The sequence below is a fragment of the Vibrio sp. Of14-4 genome, from assembly GCF_022347625.1.
Taxonomy (GTDB): domain Bacteria; phylum Pseudomonadota; class Gammaproteobacteria; order Enterobacterales; family Vibrionaceae; genus Vibrio; species Vibrio pristinus.
This window is the reverse complement of sequence record NZ_JAKRGI010000006.1, coordinates 24,592-43,124: the sequence shown is the minus strand read 5'-3', so window position 1 is coordinate 43,124 and position 18,533 is coordinate 24,592. Positions and strand designations below refer to the sequence as shown.

Annotated in this window: 17 protein-coding genes; 11 read left to right on the top strand and 6 right to left on the bottom strand. The window is 42.8% G+C overall.

The genetic code is table 11. The annotated features are described in order from the left end of the window. Window positions 1-167: 167 nt before the first annotated feature. The 4 genes from MHN79_RS07860 to MHN79_RS07845 all read left to right on the top strand — a co-directional run bounded on the left by MHN79_RS07860 (window position 168) and on the right by MHN79_RS07845 (window position 4,499). Window positions 168-1,292 (top strand): porin, encoded by a 1,125-nt coding sequence (locus MHN79_RS07860; RefSeq protein ID WP_239172426.1) that lies wholly within the window; start codon window positions 168-170, stop codon window positions 1,290-1,292. 9 nt (window positions 1,293-1,301) lie between these two features. Continuing rightward, window positions 1,302-1,712 (top strand): phosphate ABC transporter substrate-binding protein, encoded by a 411-nt coding sequence (locus MHN79_RS07855; protein WP_239172425.1) that lies wholly within the window; start codon window positions 1,302-1,304, stop codon window positions 1,710-1,712. 97 nt (window positions 1,713-1,809) lie between these two features. Next, window positions 1,810-3,423, top strand: a complete 1,614-nt coding sequence (locus MHN79_RS07850) for a methyl-accepting chemotaxis protein (protein WP_239172424.1) — start codon at window positions 1,810-1,812, stop codon at window positions 3,421-3,423. Between the two features lie 23 nt (window positions 3,424-3,446). Further along, entirely contained in the window at window positions 3,447-4,499 is a 1,053-nt protein-coding gene (locus tag MHN79_RS07845; RefSeq protein WP_239172423.1) for a hypothetical protein, read from the top strand. A gap of 9 nt (window positions 4,500-4,508) precedes the next feature. Here the strand turns inward: MHN79_RS07845 and yfbR are convergent, their stop codons facing one another. Continuing rightward, window positions 4,509-5,102, bottom strand: coding sequence for a 5'-deoxynucleotidase (gene yfbR, locus MHN79_RS07840; RefSeq protein WP_239172422.1), 594 nt, complete (start codon window positions 5,100-5,102; stop codon window positions 4,509-4,511). A gap of 118 nt (window positions 5,103-5,220) precedes the next feature. Then, window positions 5,221-6,435 (bottom strand): pyridoxal phosphate-dependent aminotransferase, encoded by a 1,215-nt coding sequence (locus MHN79_RS07835; RefSeq protein WP_114787290.1) that lies wholly within the window; start codon window positions 6,433-6,435, stop codon window positions 5,221-5,223. A gap of 214 nt (window positions 6,436-6,649) precedes the next feature. On the opposite strand from MHN79_RS07835, the gene MHN79_RS07830 reads away from it, so the two are divergent. The 6 genes from MHN79_RS07830 to menE all read left to right on the top strand — a co-directional run bounded on the left by MHN79_RS07830 (window position 6,650) and on the right by menE (window position 13,785). Further along, window positions 6,650-7,954, top strand: coding sequence for an isochorismate synthase (locus MHN79_RS07830; protein WP_239172421.1), 1,305 nt, complete (start codon window positions 6,650-6,652; stop codon window positions 7,952-7,954). Further along, complete coding sequence (gene menD, locus MHN79_RS07825) at window positions 7,955-9,670, top strand: 2-succinyl-5-enolpyruvyl-6-hydroxy-3-cyclohexene-1-carboxylic-acid synthase (RefSeq protein WP_239172420.1); 1,716 nt, start codon at window positions 7,955-7,957, stop codon at window positions 9,668-9,670. After that, the gene (gene menH / locus MHN79_RS07820) at window positions 9,660-10,454 is read left to right on the top strand and encodes a 2-succinyl-6-hydroxy-2,4-cyclohexadiene-1-carboxylate synthase (protein WP_239172419.1); all 795 of its coding nucleotides are present in this window, start codon (window positions 9,660-9,662) and stop codon (window positions 10,452-10,454) included. The genes menD and menH overlap by 11 nt, the downstream gene beginning before the upstream one ends. 15 nt (window positions 10,455-10,469) lie before the next feature. After that, entirely contained in the window at window positions 10,470-11,336 is an 867-nt protein-coding gene (gene menB, locus MHN79_RS07815) for a 1,4-dihydroxy-2-naphthoyl-CoA synthase (protein WP_239172555.1), read from the top strand. A 92-nt stretch (window positions 11,337-11,428) separates the two neighbouring features. Then, window positions 11,429-12,415: an o-succinylbenzoate synthase gene (menC, locus tag MHN79_RS07810; protein ID WP_239172418.1), complete on the top strand. Its 987-nt coding sequence runs from the start codon at window positions 11,429-11,431 to the stop codon at window positions 12,413-12,415. Further along, entirely contained in the window at window positions 12,403-13,785 is a 1,383-nt protein-coding gene (gene menE / locus MHN79_RS07805) for an o-succinylbenzoate--CoA ligase (RefSeq protein WP_239172417.1), read from the top strand. The genes menC and menE overlap by 13 nt, the downstream gene beginning before the upstream one ends. Window positions 13,786-13,802: 17 nt before the next feature. Here menE and phnR read toward each other — a convergent pair whose 3' ends face one another. Then, window positions 13,803-14,504, bottom strand: a complete 702-nt coding sequence (phnR, locus tag MHN79_RS07800) for a phosphonate utilization transcriptional regulator PhnR (RefSeq protein WP_239172416.1) — start codon at window positions 14,502-14,504, stop codon at window positions 13,803-13,805. Window positions 14,505-14,706: 202 nt separating this feature from the next. Between phnR and MHN79_RS07795 the strand changes: the two genes are divergently transcribed. Then, window positions 14,707-14,889, top strand: a complete 183-nt coding sequence (locus MHN79_RS07795) for a hypothetical protein (RefSeq protein WP_239172415.1) — start codon at window positions 14,707-14,709, stop codon at window positions 14,887-14,889. Here the strand turns inward: MHN79_RS07795 and MHN79_RS07790 are convergent. The 3 genes from MHN79_RS07790 to MHN79_RS07780 all read right to left on the bottom strand — a co-directional run bounded on the left by MHN79_RS07790 (window position 14,886) and on the right by MHN79_RS07780 (window position 18,428). Beyond that, window positions 14,886-15,809, bottom strand: coding sequence for a putative sulfate exporter family transporter (locus MHN79_RS07790; RefSeq protein ID WP_239172414.1), 924 nt, complete (start codon window positions 15,807-15,809; stop codon window positions 14,886-14,888). The two genes, MHN79_RS07795 and MHN79_RS07790, sit on opposite strands and share 4 nt — an antisense overlap. Before the next feature lie 130 nt (window positions 15,810-15,939). Continuing rightward, window positions 15,940-17,811 carry an MFS transporter gene (locus MHN79_RS07785; RefSeq protein ID WP_239172413.1) on the bottom strand — a complete coding sequence of 624 codons (1,872 nt, stop codon included), beginning with the start codon at window positions 17,809-17,811 and terminating at the stop codon, window positions 15,940-15,942. 26 nt (window positions 17,812-17,837) lie between these two features. Then, on the bottom strand, window positions 17,838-18,428 hold the full coding sequence (locus MHN79_RS07780) for a TetR-like C-terminal domain-containing protein (RefSeq protein WP_239172412.1): 591 nt from the start codon (window positions 18,426-18,428) through the stop codon (window positions 17,838-17,840). Window positions 18,429-18,533: the final 105 nt, after the last annotated feature.

The window sequence follows — 18,533 nt, the reverse complement described above, 5'->3', positions numbered from 1 at the left end:
TCCTAAATTATTCGATCTGATAATTATCACAATAAAAAACGAATAATTGGTTAATTTTTCATTTAGCGAATGGAGTTTTTTTAGACTATGTTGGTAAGGATTGATGTGTTTACTCAATGTTAATCATTAAGTTATTTCACATGTCGATAACACAAAGGATGGGAAAAATGGAAAAGCTAGGAAATATAAATAAATTCACCTTAGCGCTCAGCAGTGTGTGCATTCTTAGCCCAGCGACAGTATTCGCTGAGATAGATTGGAGAGGGTATGCAACCATTGCGGCCGGTAAAACTTTCGAGGGTGGTCAAACATACGATAATTTGACAGACGAGCTCGAAATGGATCAGTTATCAGTGGTTGGTCTACAAGGCTCGTCAGACTTATCTGATGGCTTAAGTGCCACGGTTCAATTGGTTGCAAGGGGCAAAAATGATTTTGACCCTGAATTCGAGTGGGCTTATGTCAAATATCAATTTAATGACAATGCCGACATTAAATTCGGTCGTCTAAGAGCACCTTTTTACTTTTACTCTGAATACTTAGATGTGAGCTATGCGTACAGTTGGATATCGCCACCAATAGAAGTATATGCAGCCAACGTAACCAACTATGACGGTATTAACTTTTATTACACCAATAATTTTGGCTCGTTCGATTATGCGCTTTACTTAGGTTCGGGGAAACGAGAAGTGACGTTGCAAGAAGGAACCGCCAATGAAGGTAAATTGTCTGGAACTTATAATATCATCTCTAACTTTGACCTTAACTACGGAGATATTAAAACTAAGTTAATATTTGCGCAATTCGATATCACCTTTGACAGTGAGAATACGACTATACAAGCGATAGAAGCTGCTTATTCAAACTTGGCGGTTGCAGATAGAGGAGGGTACATCGCAGGTGTGGCCGCGTATTACGACCCGGGAAGCTACTACGCAGGGGTTGAGTATGCAGAGGTGAGATTTGATGGCGACGTGGTATCGCTTGCTGAGGATGATCGCTTTTTGGCAACGCTTGGTTATCGATATAACGAGTTTACTCTTCACTATTCTTATTCAAGCTCCGACAAAACCAATGACTTAGATGCCATCCCCACCACAGATACTGCCAATTACGCTCAAGCTAAAGGGGTTACTGATAGTATCTTAACAGAGGACAAGACACATATTATTGGACTTCGCTATGATTTCCACTCGAATGCGGCTTTGAAGTTTGAGTATGGCTTTACCGATGATGATTATGCCAACACAGACACTCAGTTCTTCAGATCTGGCATCAGTATAATATTTTAAGGGGGTCACATGAAAACAGTACTTACTCTACTCGTGTCGTTGCTTTTTTCGGCCCAAGCGGTGTCAGCAATCGCAGTGATTGTTAACAAATCGAGTTCAGCAGCGTTAGACAAAGAACAAATTTCACGTATCTATTTGAATTTAGATAAAAAGCTACCTGATGGTAAGCCAATCATTCCAATTGCACATTCGTCATCTAGTGCACTTGCTGGTGAATTCAACCAAAATGTGGTGGGTAAATCAAGCTCACAGTATAAGGCATATTGGTCTAAGCTTATCTTTACGGGAAAAGGAACACCTCCGAAGGAAGTCGATAGTGACAGTGATGTGATCCAGCTAATTTCAAATAATCCCGACTTAATTGGCTACATCGATAAAAGCAGTGTGACGGACAGCGTCAAAGTTATCGGTGAGTTTTAGGCAGATAAAAACGTCAAAATTGTTGGTGAATTTTAAATGTTGAGAGGCTTAGCTGCTGTCTCTGTGTTAAGCCTCTTCGCTGGTGTTTGGAGTCACTATGAAGTCAATGTATCTCTCTATCCGAATGAAGATTCATTCGATCACTGCCATTGCGCTATGCGCATTCCTATCTATTGGTTTTCTTAACATTAGCTCGATTTCTTCCAATACTGTCTTTTTAGACAAACTCACGGGACAGCAATTTTCTAATACGATTGCTGCTGAACTTTCCAGCTTTGCCATTAAAGGAGTTGAAGACCTCTTCACGCAAAGTGTTACCTTTGGTGATGAAGACATCTTAAATGATGCACGCGAAAGTGCTGATGCTTTGGCTCAAAAACTCAATTTGTTAGTTACAAGTTCTGATACCGTTGACCAGCAAGTATTGGACGACCTTAGTGAATATGTTCGCTTGTCAGAGATGGTATCTCAAGCAATGCTCGGTGGAGACTTCGAAGGGGGCTTTGAAGCACTCAGTCAAGCAGCAAACCAAAAAAGTACCATCTACGAAAAGCTTGTTGCTGAGATTGATGTAGCGGTAGAAGAGGAACGTAACAAATTAAACCAGCTTGCGATAGAAAGTAATGAAGCACTTGAGAATCAATTAAAAATCATTCTAGCGATATCTTCTATCTCTGTGTTACTTGTTATTGTTATCGCGCAATTAATTGCAAGAAATGTATCCTTCTCTATTCTGAACATCTCAGATAACTTAGCCAAGTTAAGCCAAGGGCGAGGAGACTTGACTTACCGCCTCAAACCGAAAAGTAATGATGAAACAGGTCAGCTTGCGCGAAATTTTAATGCGTTTATTGCTAACCTTGAAAAGTCAGTCGCGGCTGTTGTAGCCGTTTGTAATCCGATGCTCAATATCTCTGATAAACTCAAGGTGAGCACTTCTAGTTCTAGTCAGGCTATGGAAGACTTGAACAACTTGTCCAATGAGTTGGTGGATGAGATGTCGGCCTTAGCACATAGTGTTGAGCATGTGGCGACATCGACTACTGAAACCTCTGATCTTATTATCGAAGCAGAGCAAGAGCTCAACTCTTGTGAAGAGAAAATGAACCGTTCAGTCACCCAATCTGAACAACTACAAGAAGACCTTCAAAACACCTTCTCAGTCATACAAAACTTGGCGTCAGATACTGAAAACGTTACCAGCATACTTAGCGTGATTAATGATATTGCCGATCAAACTAACCTACTTGCTTTAAATGCTGCGATAGAAGCTGCTCGTGCAGGCGAGCAAGGCCGAGGGTTTGCAGTTGTTGCCGAAGAGGTTAGGGAACTTGCGTCACGAACCGTCAAATCAACGGAGCAAATTAATTCGTTATTAAGTAATTTAATAGAGTCAGTACAAAGTGCCAATTCGGTACTGGAAACCTCCAAAGACCGAGCTTTGTCGAACGCGGAAATGGTATCCAAAGCTGGGGAATCACTACAATTGATTTCACAGCAGGTCAAAGATATTCAGGCTCAAAGTGCTTCAATTAAGTCGGCGACAGAAGAACAAATGCGCGCAACGGAAAAAGTGAAATCGAATACCGTCAATTCTCGGGGTTCTATAGGAACAACCTTGGATACTGTGGGAAAAGTTGGTGATCTATCGGTTGAATTGGCGGATTTGTCTTCTGACTTGTCACAAGCTATTAGCCAATTTTCCAAATAATGAGTAAATCGAGTTTGCGATCGATGCTTATACGTTATCTACTTTCTGGATCAATAGCGATCACAGCTTTACCTACCTATGGGCTTGATGCGACATTTAGTGGCAATATATTTTATGCGCCTGTCGAAGAAAACTATATTAAAGGAGAAAGCATAGGGGATTCATACGTTAAATTTACACTCGATGAATCTTGGCAGGACAGTATAGTCTTCCACACCAGTTTTCTCTCTCGATTGTATGAAGATGACATTGAAATATCAGAGCTCTATGCTGGTAAGACGATAGGGCCTTTGGGGTGGTTCGCAATAGGTCGTTTGCACATTTTTAATGAGAATGTCTACAATGCGATGCGTTACCCTTGGCTATCTTTGCAAAGAGAAGTCACTCCGCTAAATGTTACTTCCTATGACGGTTTTCAGTGGCGCTATGACTGGAACAAGCACCATCTTCGTGTGGTTTCTGGACGTTCAAATAATAATGATTTTGGGGTGAACACGCTTGATTTGCATATTCCCTATGGCGCTGAGTTTCGCAGTAAATGGAATTATTTTTCAACTATCTTGAGCTTTGCTGAAACAAGAGTTGATCTTACAAGTTCAACCCTGAGTAACATTCAGGGCAGCTTAGTTGGTCTATCAAATACCGTCGAGCTTGAAAACAAAGTCTCATACTATTACAACGCCGTACTCAATATTCCGATTAAACCGTTTATATTTTCATTTAAATACACGGTAGACGATTACAAAGAGGATGTGTATACGGTTTTCGATGGGTATCGGCTAAGAATGCACGCCGCCTTTAGGCCCTCTAGATCATGGACACTGTACTATACATTTGGAAAAAGTGACGCTAAGAATGATTACACTGGTATTTTGAGTCAACAGCCCAATACAGGAGCCTCGCTTTCAAAATCACTTAATGAAGTTCAGTATCAGTCGCACCACCTTGGTTTTGTTAAAAACCTATCTAAAAGCGTCAAGCTTAAATTGCAAACAGGTCTCGCAAAAAACAATTACTCCAGTGAGATTGAGCGATTTGTGCTTTTTGGTTTTAGTTTTGATACCAAAGGTTTCTAAACGACATTTTTAGCCAGAGATTTTGTCAAATGTGGTTGTGCAGCTATCGCAGAAAATATCCATAAAATCTTTCACTTCAGGCATGGTTGCAATTAACTGCTCGATACGTGGCTCTAGTCCTTCTTTAACATGCAAAAACTCATTATTGTTAAATCTCAGTTCATTTAATGTCTTTATATAAGCAGCAAGGATATCAGCAGCCTTGACTATCGCTTTGTATTCAATTTCTACATTTTTCTGTACTAGCAAATTTGAGAACTCATCACGCAAATCAGCAGGCAATGTTTCTAAACATTCTTGCTCAGCAATATCCTCAAGTTTCTTAAAGGCTGCAGTAAATTCAGGGCTATGGTATTTGGTCTTTGAGTTGATATCTTGAAGTTTTGTTTCAGAAATTTCGTGGTAAATAGCCACAACTGCGGCTTTTTCAGGGTTTAAATTACCATTATAACGTTTGTTTTTTATCACGGTAAGAAGGTGTGCGATCACAGACACTTGATGGGAGTGCTCAGACACATTTTCTTCTTGAAAACAATGCATCAAGGCCCAGCGTTTTATTAGCGGCATGCGTGTCACCCATGCCATAAAAGTACTTTGTTCCACGATGACTCCCTATTATGCTTGTTTGCTTTAATTGTAGGTCAATTTATTAAGCCCCCTTCCTTCCAGTAAGCAGAGTACTTATCCAGTACTCTTTATCCAAATAACTAAGCTTACCGAATTATTGGCTATAAGTTGAAAGAAAGCGTTCAAAGCGTCCTATTGCCATTTCTAAGTCTTCGACATGTGGTAGGGTTACTATTCTAAAGTGGTCAGGTTCAGGCCAATTGAAACCAGATCCTTGCACCAGAAGAACTTTTTCTTGAATTAGGAAGTCGAGCACCATTTGCTGGTCATCTTTGATGTTATACATCTTGGTATCGATTTTCGGGAACAAATACATGGCCCCTTTGGGTTTAACACATGATATTCCTGGGATCTGGTTGATAAGTTCGTAAGCGCGATCGCGCTGTTCTAGCAATCGTCCGCCGGGAAGGATCAATTCATTTATGCTTTGGTATCCGCCAAGTGCGGTTTGAATAGCATGCTGCATTGGAACATTAGCGCATAAGCGCATGGAGGCGAGCATTTCCAATCCGTTAATATAACCTTGAGCGAGATGCTTGGGGCCTGTGATAAACATCCAACCACCACGAAAACCACACACGCGATAGGCTTTGGATAGACCATTAAAAGTGACCACCAAAAGGTCTTCTGTAAGAGTCGCGACAGAGGTATGAGTTGCGCCGTCGTAAAGTACTTTGTCGTATATTTCATCTGCGAAGATGATGAGTTTATGCTGGCGAGCAATTTCAATCACTTCCAATAAAAAGTCACGACTATAAACCGCGCCAGTTGGATTGTTTGGATTGATCAATACGATTCCGCGAGTTTTAGGTGTGATCTTTTTACGTATATCGTTTAAATCTGGATACCAGTCTGATTGTTCGTCACATCGATAATGTACAGCGTTGCCTCCTGAGAGTGCAACAGAGGCTGTCCAAAGTGGATAGTCAGGAGAAGGCACCAACATCTCATCGCCATTATTTAGTAGTGCCTGCATAGCCATTACGATAAGTTCGGAAACGCCATTGCCTATGTATACGTCTTCCACGTCGAGAGAACGAATACCTTTGCGCTGATAATATTGCACTACCGCTTTACGCGCGGAGTAGATTCCTTTTGAATCACAATAGCCTTGGGAAGTGGGCAAATTACGAATCACATCAACCAAAATCTCATCCGGGGCATCAAAACCAAAGGGAGCAGGGTTTCCAATATTGAGCTTTAGAATTTTATGCCCCTCTTCTTCCATACGCTTAGCATGTTTGAGTACAGGACCCCTAATGTCATAGCAGACATTATCGAGTTTTGACGACATCTCGATATCTTGCATTGTATACAACCTAAAAATGTTTTGATTTCTTTATTAAACTACATCAAAAACATATTTTTTAGAATAAAAAACTGCATTAATGCGTATTTTGTTACTTGAGACTCTATTTGAAGGATTTGCTATATCCCGAGCGATAACATTGATCTGAGTAGGGGCAATGAAACAATTGGCGATGTAAAATTTGGCCTAAAGCTCTATGGGTAAAGGGGTAGTTGTGTCATTGTTTAGACAAGCAATTAGACATCTAATTGAGAGTGTAAAAACAGCAAAGTCCGATCAAAAACGCTTGGTGCACCGCTTTCAAGGGGTGCCGAATATTGACAGCATTGATTGGGTTGATGCTCAGTCCCTTTATCCCAAGTTTTACTGGCAATCTCGCGATGCTCATCAAGAGACGATGGCTCTAGGCCAGTTGGCGGTCTTTTCTGGCCCTATCGACGTTGAATCATTAGCCAAAGATCAACGTGTATGGGGAGGGAGTCCCTTCAATAAGCCATATGTTTCTGATTGTATCCCCACTCCTCATTTTTTTGTTTTACCATTGATAGAATTAATCCGAGAGGGTAAGCAGTGGTCTATCGCAGTCAATTTAAATCAAGATAGACAAGATATTCTGAACCAACTGAAAAAAATTGTTACAGAACTGCCTCCGATACCGCCTTTATCTATCAATGTCAGCAAGCTTACACATTGCCCAGACAGAGAAGATTGGTGTGAGCTTGTGAACAGAGTTCTGACTGGTATTGATAGTCAAGCATTTAAAAAAGTAGTACTGGCGCGAAAAACCACTCTAAAAATGAATGGTGTAGCTAGTGCTGCACAGCTGCTTAAATCCAGCCGTGCTAACAATTACAACAGCTTTCACTTTATGTTTTCTATGGATGAATCGTGCAGTTTTGTTGGTTCTAGCCCTGAACGTTTGTTTTTAAAGCATCAGCAAAACCTTTCTACAGAGGCTTTAGCAGGAACGGTTGGCCGAGGAGCGAGTGCTTCTAAAGATATGGCTCTAGCGAATTGGTTGTGTATGGATGCTAAAAATAGACATGAAAATTGTCATGTTGTCGATGATATTGTTGAACGTCTGATTCCATACACCAGCCAAATTGATACAGATAATGACACTCATTTAATTAAGCTGCGCAAAGTACAGCACCTTAAACGTAATATTTATGCTCATCTCAAACCCAACACCAGTGCTGTGGAATTACTACACGCACTCAAGCCTACTGCTGCTGTTGCCGGTTTGCCTCGCAAAGACGCAATGGCGTTTATTGAGCAGTATGAACCTTTCCATCGAGGTTGGTATGCAGGCTGTTTGGGGTTTATCGGCCGTCATCACGCCGAGTTTTGTGTCACCATCAGAAGTGCACTAGTGAAAGCGAATGAAATTGAGCTTTTTACAGGAGCAGGAATTGTCTCTGGGTCTATTGCTACTGATGAGTGGGATGAATTGGACAAAAAGATGTCGACGTTACTTTCTCTGCTTGATGATTCCCATGAACTGGAGGCGGTTTCTTAGATGAATGATAGAGCGCAATCTGCTATGAATCGAATCTGGAGCCAAGTTGTGCTTGAAGAGCTTACTCGCCTTGGTGTTGGGGAAGTATGTGTTGCGCCAGGTTCAAGGTCTACCCCTCTTGTTATAGAAGCTTGTGATAATCCGAGACTGACCCTGCATACTCACTTTGATGAGCGTGGCTTGGCATTTATGGCCCACGGGCTTGCTAAAGCCAGCAAAAGACCGGTTGCCATTATTGTTACCTCTGGAACAGCTGTAGCAAATTTGTTGCCAGCGATTGTAGAAGCAAATATAACTGGTGAGAAATTGGTTGTGATTACCGCAGATAGGCCCGTTGAGCTTATCAATTGCGGGGTGAATCAGGCAATAAATCAAGCGAGTATATTCTCATCTCATGCTAGGCACGCAATCAATCTTCCCAGTCCTAGCAAATCTGTGCCGCTTAGTTGGCTTTTGACTTCTGTAGATCAACTGATGTACAAGCAAGAAACAGATGGTGGCGTCATTCACATAAACTGTCCATTCCCTGAACCACTGTATGAATCATCACCAAAGAGTGTTCATCAGACCTACATGGACAGTGTTGATATATGGTGGAAATCAGGTCATCCATTCAGTTGTAAGTCGGTATCTCATTCGAGCTTAATTGCTCAAGACTTAGGGCTTTTTGAAAAAAAAGGTGTGATTCTAGTAGGTGATGTCTCTTTGGAGGAAGCGAAACTAGCGAAGAAACTTGCGGAAATCATAGGTTGGCCCTGTTTATGCGATCCTCAATCTGGAGTGTCGAGCTCTCAAGCATATTACGATGTTTGGTTACGTGGTGCTAAATATAAAGGGTTGATTAGCCGAGCCGAAGTTATCCTCCAATTTGGCGCCCGTTTTGTTTCAAAGAGGCTTTTCCAGTGGGTTGAAATCCAAGTTAAAGAAAAACAAGCTCAATATCATTATGTTTCTGTGCAAGCTGAGCGTAATAATCCTAGCCATGTGGCTCAAATTCATCACGTATCTGAGATTTGTTCATGGATTGATAGCTATCTGTCCGCGCTAGGGCATAGTCCCGCCATAGAGTCATGGTGTGAAGAGCTTTATCTCTGCTGCCTAAAAGTGCGTAGTCTCATTGATACTTATGTATTACCTTACGAAGCTCCGACTGAAATAGGTCTGGCTACCACATTAGAAAACCTGCCAGCCGATACACAAATCGTACTAGGCAACAGCTTATTTGTTCGTCTGGTTGATATGTTCGGCGTTATCCCTAACACGAGAGTTTATAGTAACAGAGGCGCATCAGGTATCGACGGATTAGTGGCTACCACAGCAGGGATAGTGCGTTCAACAAATAGGCCAAGTATTCTCTATCTCGGTGATACCTCTGCTCTACATGATCTTAACTCTTTGGCTTTGTTTACTGATACAAAAACGCCTGTTGTATTGGTCGTCATCAATAATGATGGTGGAGCCATTTTTGACTTGCTTCCTGTCTCTAAAGCACATAAACGCCAGCTCTATCAGATGCCACATGGGTATCAGTTTGAATATGCGGCAAAGCAGTTTGGACTCAAGTATCAGCAACCTAACAGCCTTTCAGACTACAACTATGTTGTTAAACAGCATTTAACCAACGGGAAAGGCACTCTTATGGTTGAGGTGATAACACCTCCAGAACAAGCATCAAAGCAGTTAAAAGAGTTAGTAGGGTATTTCGATGCTTGCTAGCCGTTTTTACAATAGCGACCACCGCAGCTCTTTGCCCGTTATTGTTTGCCTGCATGGATTTCTTGGCGATAGTAGTGACTGGAGCCAATGCGCAGAGCTTCTTTCTGACTACCCAGTTTTAAGCATCGATCTTCCCGGGCATGGCCGAAGTAAAAACGTACATTGCGTCGATTTTAAATCCTGCTGCGATCAAATATCTTATGTTCTGTCTCACCAAGTTCCTGAACAAGCGCCTATAGTTTTAGTGGGCTACTCAATGGGGGCTCGAATCGTGATGACAGGGCTCGCTAAGGAATATTTCTCTGCCTTTAACATTAAACTGCTGATTTGTGAGTCTGGCCATTTCGGTCTTGATGATGAAGAACATAAAAAGCAGCGCCTAATTAATGACAGAGTCTGGGCTAACCGTTTTAGCCACGAAACCATAGAAACCGTCCTTGAAGACTGGTATCAACAAATTGTTTTTCAATCTTTGAGTGATGCACAGAAAACAGATTTAGTCAGAAAAAGAGCAAAAAACTTTGGTTCATCAGTCGCTTCTATGTTGTTAGCGACCACATTAGCGAAACAAGATTTTCTGCTTGATATTCTCAAAAGTTCGAGCACTTCCATACACTGCATATGCGGTGATAAAGACAAGAAATTCAAACAACTGAATGCAAGTAGTGGCTTGTCGTACACTTGTATTCAACAAGTCGGTCACAATGTTCATATTGAGGATCCGCAAGCCTTTACTAATATTGTTAAATCTAATGTTAGAGCCCTATCATTAGATGCTACCTAATTAACAGGAGTCATGATGTCAAAAACAGTCGGTCTTTCGGAGCAGGAATTGTACGCGCCAGTATATTGGAATGATTGCGCTAATGACTTTGAGGATATTCAGTACCACAAATCGGAAGATGGTATTGCGCGAATTACCATTGCTCGTCCTCAGATTCATAATGCTTTCCGTCCTCAGACGGTTAAGGAAATGATGAAAGCGCTGGCGGATGCTCGTTATGATGAAAGAGTCGGAGTCATTATACTTACAGGTCTTGGTGAAAAAGCGTTTTGTTCAGGAGGCGATCAGAAAATACGCGGTGATTACGGTGGCTATAAGGACGACTCTGGAACTCATCATTTGAACGTATTGGATTTCCAGCGTCAAATACGAACATGCCCCAAGCCTGTTATTGCGTCCGTCGCGGGTTGGGCTGTTGGAGGTGGTCATGTGCTGCATATGATGTGTGACTTAACCATTGCCGCAGATAATGCGCAATTTGGTCAAACAGGCCCTAAAGTTGGATCCTTCGATGGTGGATGGGGTGCCGCTTACATGGCCAGAATTGTTGGTCAGAAGAAAGCTCGTGAAATTTGGTTTCTGTGCCGTTTTTATGATGCGGAAGAAGCACTTAGCATGGGTCTTGTGAATACGGTTGTTCCCTTGGCGGAGTTGGAGAAAGAGACCGTTCGCTGGTGTAGAGAAACACTGCAACATAGCCCAATGGCGCTTCGTTGCCTTAAAGCGGCTCTCAATGCAGATTGTGACGGACAAGCAGGTCTGCAAGAGTTGGCGGGCAATGCGACTATGATGTTCTACATGACTGAAGAAGGCCAAGAAGGCCGCAATGCATTTAATGAAAAACGTCGACCGGACTTTGAGCAGTTTCCGAGAAATCCATAGCAAAATGGGAGGTGAATAACTCCCTACTTTTTGGGGGTACCCTAAGTTAGTGAACGCTGACGAATACAAAAATAACTACAAGGTATATGGATATGAGAACAGCCAAACTTTTTCGCTATCAGCTGTCGATGGACAGTGGTGTGGTATTGAGAGAGCAGAAACTCACGGAAAGAGAGGGCTTTGTGGTTGTGCTGGAAATGGATGGAAAAACCGGTTTGGGAGAAGTTGCTCCTTTACCGGGTTTTAGTCACGAAAGCATTGAGGATGTTTATCCACAATTGGTAGAGAAGTTAACGTTTTGGAAAAATGGTCAGTGGTTTGATTATAAATCTTTGCATCCATCGGTCGCTTTTGGTCTATCTATGGCGCAGCTAGAATTGGACAAGTGTTTGCCTGAAGAAGGTTGTTATCAGGCGGCGCCTTTATGTTCAGGTGACCCTGATGAGCTGTTGCCTAGGTTAAGCGCCATGACAGGCCAGAAAGTTGCTAAAGTGAAGGTGGGCTTATATGAGCCAATCCGTGATGGCTTGATTGTAAGCTTATTGCTGGAATCTATTCCCGATCTTACCTTGCGATTAGATGCTAACCGTGCGTGGACAGCTGAACAAGCTCAGCTGTTTGCCAAAAAAGTCGCGCCGTCTCTTCGTCAACGAATCGCTTTTGTTGAAGAGCCGTGCGAAGCGCCGGGAGATAGTTTTTCGTTTGCGATTAATACTGGAATTGCTATCGCATGGGATGAAACACTTCAACATGCGGTGCGCAAGCCTGATTTTAAACTCCAAGATTTTGATGGTGCTAAGGCTATCATTATCAAGCCAACACTCCTCGGTTCAGTGCAAGATTGTATTGCCTTGATAGAAGGTGCTAAGGCTCTGAGTATTAAGCCTATTATTAGCTCGAGTATAGAGTCAACAATAGGGCTAACACAGCTAGCTCGGTTGTCTCAATGGCTGTTACCGGATGAAGTTCCCGGGTTGGATACAGTAGGCTTGTTTGCTGAGCAGCTAGAGGTTAGCTGGCCAGGCTGCGATTTACCAGTTTCTAAATTAGCTCAGCATCAGCTTGTATGGCAGGTGTAGTGGATAATCGCTCCCCTGTTAAAGAATGGGCTCAGTTATGTCCTTCCACTGTCGCCTTAAAGTCGGAAGGTAAAGATTATACATGGTCTGAAGTTGATGACTTAGTGGACAGTGTTGCTGCGAACTTATTTAGTCAAGGTATTAAATCTGCAGATGTGCTGACGTGCGCGGGTAAAAACAGCTTAGAAATATTGCTGGCTTATTTGGCGTGTATGGAGCTAGGGGCAATCTGTGCTCTGGTTATGCCGCAAACAAGAGCAGACTTTGATACCAAGTTGAAAACTCTATATCCAAGCGAAATACCGGTAAAAGTTTGCTGTACAGATCCTAACTTGTTAGAGGTTGAGTCATTTTGTATTGCTGTCCAATCCTCGCCCTCTAGCGACTTTGCGCGAGAGTATGATCAAGACAGGCCAGCGTCGATAATATTTACGTCAGGATCAACTGGTACACCCAAAGCGGTTGTCCACACCTCTCGTCAGCATTTTTCTTCCGCGTCAGGTTTACTAGATATATTACCCTTTACCAAGGATGACACTTGGTTACTCAGTCTACCCATGTATCATGTGTCTGGATTGGCTATCGTTTATCGCTGGTTATACAGTGGTGCGGCTTTAAAGCTTGCTAGTGGAGAATTAACAAGCGATCTGATTGGGGTGACACACGCTTCTTTTGTTCAAACCCAGCTGAAAAGAGCATTGGAAAATAAAGCAGTGCAAGGACTTTCCCATGTGCTTCTTGGAGGCAGCCACATTCCATTACCCCTGTGTCAGGAAGCATCGCGGTTAGGGGTTGAAACTTGGGTTGGATACGGAATGACAGAAGCGGCCTCAACGGTGACAGCGAAGAAAGTTGATGGCAGTGATGGTGTCGGTCAAGTACTTAAACATCGCCATGTAAAGCTAAAATGCCAGCGGATTTATATTTCAGGCGAAACGCTAGCTAGCGGATATTATCAGCAAGGTGCCATTATCCCTATTACTAATGACGCTTGGTTTGATACTAAAGATTTAGGATCATGGCAAAACGATGAGCTGCATGTTACCGGTAGAGCAGATAACCTCTTTGTATCTGGTGGTGAAAACATTCACTGTGAAGAAATTGAAGCGGTATTAAATCAAATTCCTACCGTTACTCAAGCGGTCGTAGTGCCTATTGAAGATAAAGAATACGGCCATAGACCAGTTGCTGTTATTAAAACTGATAAGGGTATAAATATCACCGATATTGAACAGTATCTCAGCCGAGAATTAGTTAAGTTCAAGTGGCCAATTGCCTATTATGACATGCCGGAAAACCTCCAAAGTCATGGTATTAAGATCTCAAGGTTGGCGGTGAATCAATGGGTGTGGCAGCAGGCTAGTAACTGATGGTTTCGTGCCTTTATTTAGACGAGAGCGGCGACAGATTCAATCTTAATGGCATCGTGCCTCCAATATTCTATCTGGCAGTCGATCATATCACCGTCTTGGTTGTAATTGGTTCGTTCAATGACCATAGCTGGAGTACCTGAGGTTGCGCGTAACGCTAGCGCCACTTCGCCGAGTAATGTGCTAGTTGAAATGCGGTAATGACTTCTTTTATAGACGACACTGAAGTGCTCTCGATAAATCTTGGTTAGCGAATGTGTTAAGTCGTAGTCCAAAATATTTGGAAAATATGTTGGGTTGATATAGTGGGTCACATAAACAACGGGGCGTTTTTCCAAATAATGAACACGCTCAACATGATAAACATCCGAGAAAGGTGGCAGGTGTAATAAGCTTGTGGCTTGTTTATTGGCCATCATACTTTTCGCTGTCACTAACTTAGTTGCAGGTGAACGGTCTTGGGCCTGGGCGATATCTGAAAAGCTTGGGCTTTGAGCTGGGTCGTAGCGCAGTGGCTGTGGTGATATAAACCAACCTCTTCTGTCCTCACGATAAATCCTCCCCTCAGCTTCGAGAAGCGATAAAGCCTCTCTCAGGGTGACGCGAGTTGTATCAAATGATTCTGCAAGCTTTCGCTCTGACGGCAGCTTTTGGCGTGGGGAGAGCATGCCAGTGTCAATTTGTTCAACAATCGAGTCTTTTATTTTAACGTATTGCATCTGGCTTCCTATTACCCGCTTTGTTTCTGTAAGCGGTTGTCACATGACTTGAGAGTATTATGTGTGATTAACATAAATTGTAAACGCCTAATGCAAAGCAAAACTTAGTTAAAATGGATCTTTCATAGTTCAAATGTATCTTTCCGATTCTTATAACCTTAGTTCATAATAAACGCTATGGAATTTGAATATGGATATATAGATGGCCGCTAAAATCATCATAGTGCTCGCGACTTTGCTCCAAATCTTCGTTGCTACGCAAAGTGAAGGATTAATGAGAGCATTAGTCGAATTGTCAGCATTTCTTATGCTTGTCTCTTTACTCTTGGAATTCAAGCCCAAGCGACAAAGTCGAGCGAGTAAGGTGAAGCTCCACGAGCATTAAGTCAGCAAAAGCCAAGCCAGTGAACTACATGAAATCCCGATCCATAACGTCACACCAAACACGAGAGGTTTAGGTCCGGCTGATTTAAGCTTTTCCACCGAAATACCACAGCCAATCAAGAATAGGCAAATGACTAGGGCTTTTTTGGCAATATCAAATACGGTCTGGTAGACGAATTCAAATTGAGGAAGCAGATCACTAATGGCAATGGCTAGGCAATAAAACAAGATGAAGTAGGGGATGGTGATTTTTTTAGAGTCACTACGAAACAGAAAAGCGCTGAACAATGCGACCGGAATGATCCATAGTGCACGAGCGAGCTTGAGTGTTGTGGCCGTTGTTAATGCTTCTTCCCCATAGGCAGAGGCTGCTCCCACCACAGATGAGGTATCGTGGATAGCAATAGCCGCCCATGTTCCAAAGGTATGTTGGTCAAGACCAACGGCATGGCCAATAACAGGAAAGATAAACAGAGCTAGTGAGTTGAGCACAAACACAGTCGCCAGAGATAAGCCGATTTGCCCGTCATTGGCTTTTATCGCTGGTGCGACGGCTGCTATGGCGCTACCACCACAAATTGCGGTACCAGAACAAATCAAATAGCCAGTCTTTTTATCTAGCTTAAATGCTTTTGCTGTCCACCAGCCGATGAGAAGGGTTCCGACAATGGTTGCGACGATCAAACCGATACCATCAGAAGTTACGGCCAACGCATCGTTAAAATGAATACCAAAGCCCAAACCGACAATAGAATATGCGAGCAATTTCTTGGTGATTTTAGCAAGATTAAACTCGTGAGGAACCAAGCCTAGTGTTGCAAGCAAAAAGCCGATAATAAGTGCAGTTGGTGACGTAACAAAAGGGGTCAGACAAGCAATTAAGGCAAGCCAGAATACAAGTTGGTTTTTTATTTGGTTCATCGACAAAGTACTTTTCATAAATAGCGCTAAAGTGTAGCGGACTCAGGTAAAGAAATAGATTTAATTTGTTTTAACCCTTGTTCAGAAAACCTGAACACAGCGGTTTTCTTGATCAGATATATCATCAATTCTACTTCCAATCTCCTCGAAGCTTAGAAACTTCGGCATGCATGCGCTCAGAGGTTGCATCGCTTGGCTCAACAGCAGGTCCAGCTTCAACCTCCAATTTTGACCAAAATCGAGAGGGAAAACCCTGACAAGCCTTTCCTTTGTAGCGGCTGAAGTAGCTACCCCATAACCCTTTTAGTGCCATCGGAATAACAGGTACTGGGCTTCTATGTAGGATAATGTCCATCCCACGCATAAATTCATTCATATCTCCTGTGCTTGTCAATTTGCCCTCAGGAAAAACACAGACAAGCTCTCCTTGTTTGAGAGCCTGTTCAGTCTCACGAAATGCATCACGGATTGAGTTGCGGCTAGACGCTGATATGGGTATTACCGCCGCTCTTTTAAGGAACCGGCGTAGGAGAGGCAGATTGGCATATTCCTCTTCCATCACAAAGCGAATTAGTCTGGGACATACAGCACTAAGGAGCAGGGCATCCATGTAGCTGACATGATTACATACAATGAGCGCGCCGCCTTTTTCTGGTATGTGGTGTAGGTTTTTATGCTTAACTCGATACATAGTATGTGTGACAGCCCAAGTCATAAAACGGACTGTGCGTACAGGAAGTCTAAGCAATAAGGCGATAGCGACACAGATATTCATGGCTGCTAAAAGCAAGAAAAGCGTGGGAATACTTATTCCAATGACGGTGAGACAAATAATACCCAATACGGCACTGCCAACCATAAAGAGCGAGTTGTAGATGTTAAGCGCAGCGATAACTTGTGCGCGCTGATTAACCTTTGCTCTGTGCTGCATAAACGCATAGAGAGGGACAATAAAAATGCCGCCCGAGATACCTAGCATAAGCAGTGAAGCAAACACTGGCCATAAGGGGGAATAAGAAATAAAGGCACTGAAAGTCTGCATTTCAGGGAGTTGGTTTGGCACCGACAGTGCCATGCTCAACCCAAAGACAGAAATACCTATGCTGCCTAAAGGCACGATACCCAGTTCAATGCGATGATTAGACAGTTTATCGCAAGCGAGCGATCCTAGAGCGATCCCGACTGAAAAAAGGGCTAAAAGAAAGGACACTGCACTTTCGTTACCATTGAGGTAGGTTTTAGTAAAATTGGGAAACTGAGTGAGGTAGGCGGCACCTAGAAACCAAAACCAACTGATTGCCATCAGAGCTTGAAAAACAGACCGATCAGATTTGGCTATGGCAAGAGTATTACGAAGTTGTTTAATTGGCTGCCAGCGAAACTTAAGATCAGGAGCACTTGGCGCTGCGGTCGGAATGGCGCAGCTTGCCATGTATCCCAGTAAAGCAAAAACAACGACCCCAGCGGCAGCAATATACTTCGCTTCTTCCGCCGATGCGATAACGCCAGCTCCCAAAGTTCCAAGTAAGATGGCCAGGAAAGTCCCCGTCTCTACGAGCGCATTGCCAGGCACTAGCTCTTTGGCTTTTAATTGCTGGGGTAGGAGCGCGTATTTGACTGGTCCAAAAAACGCGGATTGAGTGCCCATTAAAAACAGCAAAATAAGAAGAATAATATAGCTTTCCGTAATAAAGCCAATTGCGCCAAGACACATGATGCCAATTTCGACCAGCTTTACTTTACGAATGAACCAAGACTTTTCATATTTATCGGCTAGGACGCCAGCGGATGCAGAAAACAGGAAAAAAGGCAGGATAAATAGCCCAGCAGCAAGATTGATAAAAAGATCACTGGATATGGGAAGGGCATCAGCGCCTGCGAAAGCAACAAATAGCAACAAGACATTTTTGAAAATGTTGTCGTTGAATGCGCCGAAAAACTGAGTGATAAAGTAAGGAAGAAATCGCCTTTTCCCTAACAGCGATGTTTGCTTATGTGGCATGGATTTCCTTTTCCTGTAGAGGGTGTTTACCAGTTGGCAATATAGCTCGACAGCAAATTGTCTATCAGCTTTTTGCCGTCAATTGGCTCTGCGGCAAAAAATTTATCATCAACACTGAGTAACGTAATGCCATGCACACCGGACCAGAGAACGCGGCTAGCTTGCAGGACTTCCTGTTTAGTCCTCTGAGGCGCCAAATGAGATAGAAGTTGCTCAAGCATACCTGTCATGTTGGCGATTCTTTCTGCTTGCCATTCTGGCAATACTTCGCCATTCATATTGTGCTCAAAAATGAGTTGCCATCGATGGGGATGCTTCTTTGCAAAATCATGGTAGCAATAAGCAAGCTGGTATAAAGCGGTTTTAGTGTCAGGGCTTTGCTCGACAACACTCTTAGCCTCATTTGCTAGCTCGTCCAGTGTTTGAGCGACGGCATGAAGTAACAGCAGATTGTAGCTACCAAAAACGTTAACCAATGTGCTGGGTACATAACCAATCATATTTGCGACTTTACGAAGGCTTAGCTCGTGATAAGAGTTGTCATTAAGGAAATCCTTAACAGTGTTTAACGTGATAGATATAAGCTCTTCACGTGTATGGTCGTTTCTACGGGCCATGGCAAAATGTCGAAAATGAACGATGTTCGATATTCTATCAGGCTCTTAGCCCAGCGCAACTGACCAATTGTGGAATTTGCAACACTTTGATACATGTCTCTACAT